Raw genomic sequence first — 12,238 nt, 5'->3', positions numbered from 1 at the left:
GGTACTAAGAATCGGAAAAGAGTGCATTAAGTGTCCCCCGCCTTATTTGCCGCCGAGCGTTACAAACAGGGTAAGGAGCCCCAGCATGCCGATAATCATGGCGAACGCGTAGTGGTAGATGTAACCGGATTGCAGGAAGCGGATCACTCGCGCGAACCAGCCGATGAAGCGCGCGCTTCCGTTGACGAGACCGTCGATGACCACGACATCGCCCTCTTTCCAGAGCCCGCGGCCGATCAGCACCGCGCCCTTGGCGAAGACGACTTCGTTGATCTTGTCCATGTAGTACTTGTTGTCGAGCAATGTGTAGATCGGCCCGAACGCGCGACGGATCACAGCCGGCAGGTCCGGGCGCTTGAGATACAGGAACCATGCCGTCACGATGCCGGCAAGCGCCAGCCACAGCGGCAAGGCCGATACCGAGTGAAGGCCCATCGCGAACCAGCCCTGGAATTCCTTCGACATCTCCTCGATGGCCGGATGATTCTCGCCGATGAAGATGACCTTCTCGAACGCGACGCCATGGTCGAAGAATCCGCCGAAGATCATCGGGCCGATCGCGATCGCACCGATGACGACCGACGGAATCGCGAGCAGCACGAGCGGCAACGTCACGACCCAGGGCGTCTCGTGCGGTTCATGCCCGTGGCCGTGATCGTCATGCGCGTCGTGACCATGGCCATCGTCATGGCTAGCGTGCGCGGACGCTTCGGCGCCATGACCGTTGCCGAAGTCCTGCGGATGGCGGAAACGCTCCTCGCCGTGGAAGACGAGGAAGTACATCCGGAACGAATAGAGCGCCGTCACGAAGACACTTGCGACCACCGCGAAGTAGGCGAAGCCCGCGCCCGGCAGATGCGAGAGCCCAACCGCGTCGATGATCGAATCCTTCGAGTAGAAGCCGGAGAAGAACGGCGTGCCGATCAGCGCGAGCGAACCGATCAGCGACGTGATCCAGGTGATCGGCATGTATTTGCGCAGGCCGCCCATGTTGCGCATGTCCTGATCGTGGTGCATCCCGATGATGACCGAGCCCGCGCCGAGGAACAGCAACGCCTTGAAGAACGCGTGCGTCATCAGATGGAAGACGGCGACCGAATAGGCCGAGGCGCCGAGCGCGGCGGTCATATAGCCGAGCTGCGAGAGCGTCGAGTAAGCGACCACGCGCTTGATGTCGTTTTGAACGATACCGAGAAAGCCCATGAACAGCGCCGTGATCGCACCGATCACCATGATGAACGAGAGCGCCGTGTCGGAAAGCTCGAACAGCGGCGACATGCGCGTCACCATGAAGATGCCGGCCGTCACCATCGTTGCGGCGTGAATCAGCGCGGAAATCGGCGTGGGGCCTTCCATCGAATCGGGCAGCCACACGTGCAACGGGAACTGCGCCGATTTACCCATTGCGCCGATGAAGAGGCAAATGCAGGCGACGGTCAAGAGGCCCCAGTGCGTGCCGGGAAAGCTCAGCGCGGCAAGCTCCGTGCGCTTGGCGAACACCTCGCCATAGTTCATCGAGCCGGCAAACGCGAGCAAGAGGCCGATGCCGAGCAGAAAGCCGAAGTCACCGACACGGTTCACGAGGAACGCCTTCATGTTGGCGTAGATCGCGCTTTCCCGCGTGAAGTAAAAACCGATCAGCAGGTACGAGACCAGGCCCACCGCCTCCCAGCCGAAGAACAGCTGCAGGAAGTTGTTGCTCATCACGAGCATCAGCATCGAGAAGGTGAAGAGCGAGATGTACGAGAAGAAGCGCTCGTAACCATCGTCGTCAGCCATGTAGCCGATCGTGTAGATGTGCACCATCAGCGACACGAAGGTCACCACGCACATCATCATGGCCGTCAGCGAATCGACGAGGAAGCCGACTTCGAACTTCAGCGAGCCGACGTTCATCCATTCGTAGACGGTGGCGTTGAAGCTCGCGCCATTCACGACGTCGAAAAAGACGATCGACGAGAGAATGAACGAGATCAGCACGCCGAGGATCGTGACGCGGTGGCTTCCCTTGCGCCCCACCGCCTTGCCGGCAAGCCCGGCAATCAGCGAGCCGGCGAGCGGTGCGAGCGGGACCGCCAGCAGCAGGTTTTCATTGAGTGTCGTGGACATAACCGCAGTGCCTGAATTTAACCTTTGAGCTGATCGAGATCCTCGACGTTGATCGTGTCGAGGGTACGGAACAGAGTCACCAGAATCGCGAGGCCGATCGCCGCTTCGGCCGCGGCCACCGTCAGCACGAAGAAGACGAAGATCTGCCCGTGCACGTCGCCGAGGTAATGCGAGAACGCGACGAAATTCGTATTCACCGCGAGCAGCATGAGCTCGATCGCCATCAGGATGATAATGACGTTGCGACGGTTCAGGAAAATGCCGACGACGCCGATCGAAAAGAGGATCGCGCCAAGTACGAGGTAATGAGCCAGGGTCAACATGTTTTTCTCCTCGACGCTCAGCCGTTGTGGCCGACGGCACCGGCACCCACGTTCGCGCCCGCTTCACCCGGCGCCTGGGGGCCCTGAGCCGTTTCAAGCGCCTTCTCCGCGGGCATCTTCACGAGACGCACGCGGTCTTTCGCGCGCACCTTCACTTGGTCGGACACGCGCTGGCGCTTGCTGTCCTTACCCTTGCGCGCGGTTAGCGCGATCGCCGCGATGATCGCGACGAGCAGCACGAGGCCCGCGACTTCGAACGCGAACACGTAGTCCGTATAGATGACCTTGCCGATCAGATACGTGTTCGACATGACGGCCGCGCCACCCACCCCCGCGGCACCGCCGGCCGCCGTCACGTCGTGCACCGGCGTGGCCGTCGCACCGTAGCCGTGCCAGAGGATCAGCGCCGTCTCGACGACGATGATCGCGCCGACGATCGTCGCCATCGGCACGAAGCGCCTGAAGTCTTTGCGCAGCACGTCGAGGTTGATATCGAGCATCATCACGACGAACAGGAAGAGCACCATCACCGCGCCGACGTACAGCAGCACGAGCAAAATGGCGAGGAACTCCGCCTCGAGCAGCATCCAGATGGCGGCCGCATTGAAGAACGCGAGCACGAGAAAAAGCGCTGACCCCACGGGGTTGCGCGACGTGATCACCTTCAGCCCCGACACAGTCAGGAGCAGCGCGAAGATGTAGAACAGTACGGTAGTGAATTCCATGATTACCGGTTCATCGTTAGCCCATCGTCAGGCTGGGTTTCGTAGGCAGCACGCCGCACATGCCGCGGGAGTCGAGGCCGGCTCCCGCGCCACGTCAACAACGGTCAGGCCAGTGCGTGTTACCGATACGGCGCATCCGCCGCCTTCGATGCGGCGATCTCCGTTTCATAGCGATCGCCGACTGCGAGCAGCATGTCTTTCGTGAAATACAGATCGCCGCGCTTTTCGCCGTGATATTCGAGAATGTGTGTTTCCACGATCGAATCGACGGGGCAGCTTTCTTCGCAAAAACCGCAGAAAATACATTTGGTCAGATCGATGTCGTAGCGTGTCGTGCGCCGAGTGTTGTCGGCGCGCGTCTCCGATTCGATCGTGATCGCCATCGCGGGGCACACGGCCTCGCAAAGCTTGCATGCGATGCAGCGCTCTTCGCCGTTTTCATACCGGCGCAGCGCATGCAGGCCGCGAAACCGCGGCGAGATCGGCGTGTTCTCTTCGGGGAACTGCACCGTGAACTTGCGCTTGAACGTGTAGCGACCCGTCAGCGCAAGCCCTTTCAGCAGCTCGGTCAGAAAAAACGTCTTGAAGAAGTTTTGGATTGCGTTCATTTGCTTCGCGCCCCTCATTTCCAGATGTTCAGCGGCGACATGATCCAGAACCCGACCACGACGACCCAGAGAATGCACACGGGCAGGAACACTTTCCAGCCCAGACGCATGATCTGGTCATAGCGATAACGCGGGAATGTGGCGCGCGCCCAGATGAACACGGACAGCAGCAGAAACACCTTCAGGACGAGCCAGAAAATACCCGGGATGAAGGACAGGAACCCGAACGGCGCACTCCAGCCGCCGAGGAAAAGCGTGGCCGCGAGCGCCGAGATCACGATCATGTTGATGTACTCGGCGAGGAAAAACAGCGCGAACGCCATACCCGAGTAATCGATCATGTGGCCCGCGACGATCTCCGACTCCCCTTCCACCACATCGAACGGGTGGCGGTTCGTCTCGGCGATGCCCGAGATGAAATAGACGACGAACACGGGCAAGAGCGGCAGCCAGTTCCAGGAGAGGAACGTGATGCCGTGGCTCGCGAAGATGCCGCGCTCTTGCGAGGTGACGATGTCCGAGAGGTTCAGGCTGCCCGAAGTCATCAGCACGACCACCAGCGCGAAGCCCATCGACACTTCGTACGAGACCATCTGCGCCGCGGCGCGCATCGCGCCGAGAAACGCGTACTTCGAGTTCGATGCCCAGCCCGCGAGAATCACGCCGTACACGCCGATCGACGAGATCGCGATCACATACAGCAGGCCCGCGTTGATGTCGCCGAGCACGGCTTTGGCCTGAAACGGAATGACGGCCCAGACCGCGAAAGCCGGCACCACCGTCATGATCGGCGCGATGACGTAGAGCCACCGGTTCGCCGCACTCGGCTGAATCACTTCCTTCAAAAGCAGCTTCAGCACGTCCGCGATCGGCTGCAGGAGACCGGCGGGGCCGACGCGGTTCGGACCGAGACGCACGTGCATCCAGCCGATCAGCTTGCGCTCCCAGAGGATCAGATAGGCCACGCAGAGCAAAACGGCGACCGCCACCACGACGATGCGCACGAGCGCCCAGACCGTGGGCCATGCCGCACCGAGCACCTCGCTGCCGCCCGCGTTGATCGTATCGAACAAGCTCATTTACGCCTTCTCCACCAGCAGTTCACCGATGAGGCCGCCGAGTGCCGCGCCGACGGGCGTCGCCGCCGACACGCGCACGGCCGTCTCAGCCAGGTCCGCGTCGCGCGTTGCGCTAGCCACCACGGCACGATCGCCCTGGCGCACGCGCACGGCATCGCCCTCTTTCAATCCGAGCTGATCGAACAGCGCCGCGGGCAAGCCGACCGTATTCGCGACACGCGCGGCTGCCGTCAGATGCAGCGACGGTGCGCGGCGCACGAGCGGGTCCGCATGGTAGATCGGCACGTCCGAGATGCGCTCGAGCGCGCCCTTCTCCACTTTCAACGCGCGCGCGCCACCTTGGGCCAGCGCTGCGTTCGCGCGATTCGACAATTGCGCCGAGATCGCACCATCGGGCACTGCAGCGGCACGGACATCCTCGACCGTGTCGTAATCGAAGCCCGGCAGGCCCAACACATTGCCCAGCACGCGCAACACCTTCCATGCCGGCCGCGCTTCGCCAAGCGGGCGCACCACGCCGTTGAACGCCTGCAGCGTGCCTTCCGCGTTGACGAACGCGCCGGCCGTCTCGGTGAACGGCGCGATCGGCAGCAACACGTCGGCATATTCGGTGCCGGTCTTGAACGACGAGAGCATCACGACCGTTTCGGCTTGCCCCAGTGCCGCGAGTGCCTGCGCGGGGTTGGCCGTATCGAATTCGGGCTCGAGATTGAGCAGCACGTAGCCCTTGCGCGGCGAAGCGAATGCGTCGTGAGCGTTGAGGCCGCCCGCACCGGGCAACGCGCCGACGATATGGCCGCCGACGGTATTCGCCGCTTCGGTCAGGAAACCGAGCGTCGCGCCGGTCTGATCCGCGATCCAGTGCGCCAACGCATGGATGCGGGCGAAGTCCGGATGCTGGACCACGCCGTTGCCGAGCAGCACGACACGGCGCTCGCCGCTCGTCAATGCTGCGGCGACATCCTTCGCGGCGGAGTTTGCCTCGGTCCCACCCAAGCCTTCCGGCAGGGCGGCGCCGCGCAGCTGCGAGACCGCCGCGGCGACACCGGCCAGCGCGTCGAGCCAGGCCGACGGCGCGGCGACGATCGTCTTCGCGCTCGGGATCAGCGATTTATCGGCCGTGGCTTGCAGCAGATGCAGCTTCGCTCCGGTCCGTGCGGCCTGGCGCAGGCGCGCAGCCAACAGCGGATGATCGCGGCGCAGGAACGAACCAATGACGAACCCGCCGTCGACGAGCGACAAATCGGCGATCGGCATACCGAGCCACGGCGCTCCGGCCGACGCTGCCGAGAAATCGGATTGACGCAGGCGGAAATCGACGTTCGGGGTGCCGAGCGCGTTGCCGAGCGCCTTCAACAAGAACAGTTCTTCGACGGTGCTGTGCGGACTACCGAGCAGCGCGAGCGCATTGGCGCCGTGTTCCCCGCTGATACCCTTGAGCGCCTTGGCTGCATATTCGAGCGCCGTGGGCCAGTCCGTCTCGAGCCACTGGCCGCCTTGCTTGATCATCGGCTGCGTCAGACGCTCCTCGCTACTGAGCGCTTCGTACGAGAAACGGTCTTTGTCCGAAATCCAGCACTCGTTGATCGCTTCGTTCTCGAGCGGCAGCGCGCGCATCACGCGGTTGTTCTTCACCTGCACGACGAGATTGGCGCCCACGGAATCGTGCGGGCTCACCGACTTGCGGCGCGAGAGCTCCCACGTGCGGGCGCTATAGCGGAACGGCTTGCTCGTCAGCGCGCCGACCGGGCACAGATCGATCATGTTCCCCGAAAGTTCGGAATCGACGGTCTTGCCGACGAACGTCGTGATTTCCGAGTGCTCGCCGCGGCCGAGCATGCCCAGCTCCATGACGCCGGCCACTTCCTGGCCGAAGCGCACGCAGCGCGTGCAGTGGATGCAGCGCGTCATCTCTTCCATCGAGATCAGCGGGCCGACGTTCTTGTGGAACACCACGCGCTTTTCCTCGCTGTAACGCGACGCGGACTTGCCGTAGCCGACTGCGAGGTCCTGCAACTGGCACTCGCCGCCCTGATCGCAGATCGGGCAGTCGAGCGGGTGATTGATGAGCAGGAATTCCATCACCGATTGCTGCGCCTTGACGGCCTTCTCGGACGTCGTGCGCACGACCATGCCCGCCGAGACCGGCGTGGCGCAGGCGGGAACAGCCTTCGGCATCTTCTCGACTTCGACGAGACACATCCGGCAGTTGGCCGCGATAGAAAGCTTCTTGTGATAGCAGAAGTGAGGAATGTACGTGTCGACCTTATGCGCAGCCTGGATCACCATGCTGCCTTCGGGCACCTCGACCTTCTTCCCGTCTATTTCAAGTTCAACCATGATGGTGAATGGTCCTTAACCTATTTACCGCTCGATCGATCTTTCGCGCGCCGCGTCAAGCGAGCGCCGCGTCAGCCGCCGCCGGCACACCCGCGTGCGGCCCGACCAGGCAGCGCTTGTGCTCGACGTGATATGCGAATTCGTCCCAGTAGTGCTTGAGCATGCCGCGCACCGGCATCGCGGCGGCGTCTCCCAGCGCGCAGATGGTGCGGCCCATGATGTTCTCCGCCACCGAGTTCAACAGGTCGAGGTCTTCCTGGCGACCTTGGCCGTGCTCGATGCGGTTGACGACGCGCCACAGCCAGCCCGTGCCTTCGCGGCACGGCGTGCACTGGCCGCACGACTCTTCATAGTAGAAGTACGACAGGCGCAGCAGCGAGCGCACCATGCAGCGTGTCTCGTCCATGACGATGACGGCGCCCGAACCCAGCATCGACCCGGCCTTGGCGATCGAATCGTAGTCGAGATCGGTTTGCATCATGATGTCGCCCGGCACGACCGGCGCGGACGAGCCGCCCGGAATGACCGCCTTCAGCTTCCTGCCGCCGCGCATGCCGCCGGCCAGCTCCATGAGGGTGGCGAACGGCGTGCCGAGCGGCACTTCATAGTTGCCGGGACGCTCGACGTCGCCCGACACGGAGAAGATCTTGGTGCCGCCGTTGTTCGGCTTGCCCAGTTCAAGATAGGCCTGCGGCCCGATCTCGAGCAGGAACGGCACGGCCGCGAACGTTTCGGTGTTGTTGATCGTCGTGGGCTTACCGTACACGCCGAAGCTCGCCGGGAACGGCGGCTTGAAGCGAGGCTGGCCCTTCTTGCCTTCGAGCGATTCGAGCAGCGCCGTCTCTTCGCCGCAAATGTAAGCGCCGTAGCCATGGTGCGCATAGAGCTCGAACGAGAAACCCGAACCGAGGATGTTCTCGCCCAGAAAGCCCGCGCGGCGAGCCTCGTCAAGCGCCTCTTCGAAGCGCTTGTAGACTTCCCAGATCTCGCCGTGAATGTAGTTGTAGCCGACCGTGATGCCCATCGCGTATGCGCCGATGGCCATTCCCTCGATCAGCGAATGCGGATTCCAGCGCAGGATGTCGCGATCCTTGAACGTGCCGGGCTCGCCTTCGTCCGAGTTGCATACGAGATACTTCTGCCCCGGAAACTGGCGCGGCATGAAGCTCCATTTGAGGCCGGTCGGAAAGCCGGCACCGCCGCGGCCGCGCAAGCCCGACGCCTTCACGTCGGCAATGACCTGCTCCGGCGGAATCTTCTCTTCGAGAATACGGCGCAGTTGCTTGTAGCCGCCGCGCGCGACGTAGTCTTCGAGGTGCCAGTTCTCGCCGTTAAGGCCCGCGAGAATCAGCGGTTTGATATGGCGATCGTGCAATGACGTCATTTCGAAAGCTCCTCGAGCAGCTGGTCGATCTTCTCGCGGCTCATGAAGCTGCACATACGGTGGTTGTTCACGAGCAGTACCGGGGCGTCGCCGCACGAGCCCATGCACTCGCCTTCCTTGAGCGTGAACTTGCCGTCGGGCGTGGTCTCGCCGAAGTCGATGCCAAGCTTTTGCTTCAGGTACTCGGCCGCGCTCTCGGCACCGCCATCGGGACCGAGCTGGCAGGGCAGATTCGTGCAAAGCGTGATCTTGTGCTTGCCGACAGGCGAGGTCTCGTACATGGTGTAGAACGTCGCCACCTCCTGCACGGCCACGGCCGGCATCTGGAGGTAGTCCGCGACGAACTGCATGAGCTCGGGCGAGAGCCAGCCGTGCTCTTCCTGAGCGACGGCCAACGCCGACATCACGGCGGACTGTTTCTGATCGGCGGGATACTTCGCCACCGCGCGATCGATTTCTTTCAGGCCTTCAGCTGAGATCATTTTCAGACACGACTCTTTCAATACCTACCGAACGAAAACCCGCCACCCGTTTCCTGCTTGCCCAGCCGTGGCGGCGGACCCGGCGTTCTTTGCGACCCGCGGCGCTCGCCGTCTGCGGCGCCCCGCCTGGGACGCGCAACATACGGCCAGGCGCTCAGCGGTCGATTTCGCCGAACACGATGTCCTGCGTACCGATGATCGTGACAGCGTCCGCGATCATATGGCCACGCGCCATTTCGTCGAGCGCTGCGAGATGTGCGTAGCCCGGCGCGCGAATCTTGAGCCGGTACGGCTTGTTCGCGCCGTCCGAGATCAAGTAGATGCCGAACTCGCCCTTCGGATGCTCGACGGCCGCATACGCCTCGCCTTCGGGCACATGGAAACCCTCCGTGAAGAGCTTGAAGTGGTGAATCAGCTCTTCCATGTTCGACTTCATCGCAACGCGCGAAGGCGGCGCGATCTTGTGATTGTCGATCATCACGGGGCCGGGATTCTTGCGTAGCCATTCGATGCACTGCTTCGCGATGCGCGTCGACTGGCGCATTTCCTCGACCCGTACCAGATACCGGTCGTAGCAATCGCCGTTCACGCCAACGGGAATATCGAAATCCATCTGGTCGTAGACTTCGTACGGCTGCTTCTTGCGCAAATCCCATTCGATGCCCGAGCCGCGCAACATCGGCCCCGTCATGCCGAGCTGCAGCGCGCGCTCCGGACTCACGACGCCGATACCGACGAGGCGCTGCTTCCAGATGCGATTGTCGGTGAGCAGCGTTTCGTACTCGTCGACGCAGGTCGGAAAGCGCGTGAAGAAATCGTCGATGAAATCGAGCACCGAGCCTTGGCGCGCCTCGTTCATCCGTTCGAGCGCCTTCGCGTTGCGAATCTTCGATGCCTTGTATTGCGGCATCGCGTCAGGCAGATCGCGATAGACGCCGCCCGGCCGATAATACGCTGCATGCATGCGCGCGCCCGAGACCGCCTCGTAGACGTCCATCAGGTCTTCACGCTCACGGAACGCATAAAGGAACACGGCCATTGCGCCGACGTCGAGCGCGTGCGCGCCGATCCACATGAGGTGGTTCAGCACGCGCGTGACTTCGTCGAACAGCACCCGGATGTATTTCGCGCGGATCGGCACATCGATGCCGAGCAGCTTTTCGATCGCGAGCACATAGCCGTGCTCGTTGACCATCATCGACACATAGTCGAGGCGGTCCATGTAGGGCACGGATTGAATGAAGGTCTTGCTCTCGGCGAGCTTTTCGGTCGCGCGATGCAGCAGGCCGATATGCGGATCGGCGCGCTGGATGACTTCGCCATCGAGCTCGAGCACGAGGCGCAGCACGCCGTGCGCTGCCGGGTGCTGCGGGCCGAAGTTGAGCGTGTAGTTCTTGATCTCTGCCATGGCGCTCTCTCAGTGTTTCATGCCGCCGTAGCGATCCTCGCGGATCACGCGCGGCGTGATTTCGCGCGGCTCGATCGTCACCGGCTGATAGACGACGCGCTGCTCTTGCGGGTCATAACGCATCTCGACGTAACCGGAGACAGGGAAATCCTTGCGGAACGGATGTCCGATGAAACCGTAGTCGGTCAGAATGCGGCGCAGATCCGGATGGCCTTCGAAGACGATGCCGTAAAGGTCGAACGCCTCGCGTTCGTACCAATTCGCCGAATTCCAGATGTCGACGACGGACGGGACGATCGGCATTTCATCGTCGGGGGCGAACACGCGCACGCGAAGACGCCAGTTGTTCGATACCGACAGCAGATGGAGCACGGCCGCGAAGCGCGGGCCGTCGTAGGCGCCGTCGCCATAGGTCTGATAGTCGACGCCAGCCAGATCGATCAGTTGCTCGAACCCGAGCGCGCGGTCGTCGCGCAGACGCTTCGCGATATCCAGGAAGTCGTCCGCCTTGACGACGATCGTCAATTCGCCGACCGATTCGGTTAGGCTCGAAAGACGGCCGCCGAAGGCCGTCTCGAGGTTCGCTTTGAGGGTCTCGAGTTTGCTTGCCATATTGTGGGGAGCCTCAGGCTTATTGACGGGCGATGGTGCTGGTACGCCGGATCTTCGCTTGCAGCTGGATCACGCCGTAGACCAACGCCTCCGCGGTCGGCGGACAGCCGGGCACGTAGACGTCGACGGGCACGATGCGGTCGCATCCCCGCACAACCGAATACGAGTAGTGGTAGTAACCGCCGCCGTTCGCGCACGAACCCATCGAAATGACCCAGCGCGGCTCGGCCATCTGGTCGTACACCTTGCGCAGCGCCGGTGCCATCTTATTGCACAGCGTGCCGGCGACGATCATGACGTCCGACTGGCGCGGGCTCGGGCGGAACACCACGCCGAAGCGGTCGAGGTCGTAGCGGGCCGCGCCCGCATGCATCATCTCGACCGCGCAACATGCGAGACCGAACGTCATGGGCCAGAGCGAGCCCGTGCGCGTCCAGTTGATCAGCTTGTCAGCCGTGGTGGTGACAAACCCTTCCTTCAAGACCCCTTCGATACTCATTTGCTTTGCACTCCAGGCGGAACGACCGGCGCTTGGCCCTCCGCGAGACACCGGCGATTAACCCATCACTCCCAATCGAGTCCGCCCTTCCTCCAGATGTAGGCAAAGCCCAGCAGGAGTTCGAGCAGGAAAATCATCATCGCCATGAAGCCGGGCCAGCCGATGTCGCGCAGGGCAACGCCCCACGGAAACAGGAACGCGGTCTCGATATCGAAAATGATGAAGAGGATGGCCACGAGGTAGTAACGCACGTCGAACTTCATGCGCGCGTCTTCGAATGCCTCGAAGCCGCACTCGTAAGGCGAATTCTTTTGACTGTCGGGCCTGTTCGGACCGAGGATCTTGCCAATGCTGACAAGCGCAATGCCTAAACCCAGGCCCACGAGAAGGAATAACAGAACGGGGAAGTAGGCTGCGAGGTTCAAGACTATCCTCTATCGGTTGGTTCTGAGTGCCACGGAGAAACTGGTGCATCCGCGATCGAAAACCACTTCGTCATGGCATTGCAAGCATGCCGCAAGCAAACCCCAGAAGTGACAATGCCAGCCGAAGCGAAGCATGCGGCTGGCATTGGATAACTTTGGTGCCGACGGCGAGACTCGAACTCGCACAGCTTTCGCCACTACCCCCTCAAGATAGCGTGTCTACCAATTTCACCACGTCGGCACT

General features: G+C 62.3%; 12 protein-coding genes and 1 tRNA gene. All 13 read right to left on the bottom strand.

Annotated elements, in window-relative coordinates; genetic code table 11:
• Nucleotides 1–42: 42 nt before the first annotated feature.
• Nucleotides 43–2,109, bottom strand: a complete 2,067-nt coding sequence (gene nuoL, locus ACO1XS_RS07160; protein ID WP_486390323.1) for an NADH-quinone oxidoreductase subunit L — start codon at nucleotides 2,107–2,109, stop codon at nucleotides 43–45.
• Between the two features lie 17 nt (nucleotides 2,110–2,126).
• Entirely contained in the window at nucleotides 2,127–2,432 is a 306-nt protein-coding gene (nuoK, locus tag ACO1XS_RS07155) for an NADH-quinone oxidoreductase subunit NuoK (protein WP_173256587.1), read from the bottom strand.
• A gap of 17 nt (nucleotides 2,433–2,449) precedes the next feature.
• Nucleotides 2,450–3,157 (bottom strand): NADH-quinone oxidoreductase subunit J, encoded by a 708-nt coding sequence (locus tag ACO1XS_RS07150; protein ID WP_331568916.1) that lies wholly within the window; start codon nucleotides 3,155–3,157, stop codon nucleotides 2,450–2,452.
• A gap of 119 nt (nucleotides 3,158–3,276) precedes the next feature.
• Nucleotides 3,277–3,765 carry an NADH-quinone oxidoreductase subunit NuoI gene (nuoI, locus tag ACO1XS_RS07145; RefSeq protein WP_486390322.1) on the bottom strand — a complete coding sequence of 163 codons (489 nt, stop codon included), beginning with the start codon at nucleotides 3,763–3,765 and terminating at the stop codon, nucleotides 3,277–3,279.
• A gap of 14 nt (nucleotides 3,766–3,779) precedes the next feature.
• Entirely contained in the window at nucleotides 3,780–4,844 is a 1,065-nt protein-coding gene (nuoH, locus tag ACO1XS_RS07140; protein WP_331568920.1) for an NADH-quinone oxidoreductase subunit NuoH, read from the bottom strand.
• Nucleotides 4,845–7,184 (bottom strand): NADH-quinone oxidoreductase subunit NuoG, encoded by a 2,340-nt coding sequence (nuoG, locus tag ACO1XS_RS07135; protein ID WP_331568922.1) that lies wholly within the window; start codon nucleotides 7,182–7,184, stop codon nucleotides 4,845–4,847.
• 55 nt (nucleotides 7,185–7,239) lie between these two features.
• Complete coding sequence (nuoF, locus tag ACO1XS_RS07130; protein WP_331568924.1) at nucleotides 7,240–8,568, bottom strand: NADH-quinone oxidoreductase subunit NuoF; 1,329 nt, start codon at nucleotides 8,566–8,568, stop codon at nucleotides 7,240–7,242.
• Nucleotides 8,565–9,050, bottom strand: a complete 486-nt coding sequence (gene nuoE, locus ACO1XS_RS07125; protein WP_331568926.1) for an NADH-quinone oxidoreductase subunit NuoE — start codon at nucleotides 9,048–9,050, stop codon at nucleotides 8,565–8,567. Before nuoE ends, nuoF begins: the two co-directional genes overlap by 4 nt.
• Nucleotides 9,051–9,204: 154 nt before the next feature.
• Nucleotides 9,205–10,458 carry an NADH-quinone oxidoreductase subunit D gene (locus tag ACO1XS_RS07120; RefSeq protein ID WP_331568928.1) on the bottom strand — a complete coding sequence of 418 codons (1,254 nt, stop codon included), beginning with the start codon at nucleotides 10,456–10,458 and terminating at the stop codon, nucleotides 9,205–9,207.
• A 9-nt stretch (nucleotides 10,459–10,467) separates the two neighbouring features.
• A complete protein-coding gene (locus ACO1XS_RS07115) occupies nucleotides 10,468–11,070 on the bottom strand; it encodes an NADH-quinone oxidoreductase subunit C (protein WP_331568930.1) in 603 nt (200 codons plus the stop codon).
• Between the two features lie 19 nt (nucleotides 11,071–11,089).
• Nucleotides 11,090–11,569: a NuoB/complex I 20 kDa subunit family protein gene (locus ACO1XS_RS07110; RefSeq protein WP_027819582.1), complete on the bottom strand. Its 480-nt coding sequence runs from the start codon at nucleotides 11,567–11,569 to the stop codon at nucleotides 11,090–11,092.
• Nucleotides 11,570–11,634: 65 nt separating this feature from the next.
• The gene (locus tag ACO1XS_RS07105) at nucleotides 11,635–11,994 is read right to left on the bottom strand and encodes an NADH-quinone oxidoreductase subunit A (RefSeq protein ID WP_331568932.1); all 360 of its coding nucleotides are present in this window, start codon (nucleotides 11,992–11,994) and stop codon (nucleotides 11,635–11,637) included.
• A 156-nt stretch (nucleotides 11,995–12,150) separates the two neighbouring features.
• Nucleotides 12,151–12,235 (bottom strand) — tRNA-Leu (locus ACO1XS_RS07100).
• Nucleotides 12,236–12,238: the final 3 nt, after the last annotated feature.

This window comes from Trinickia sp. (assembly GCF_057351765.1).
Note: the sequence above shows the minus strand (reverse complement) of the source record. Positions and strands in the feature narration are given on the sequence as shown.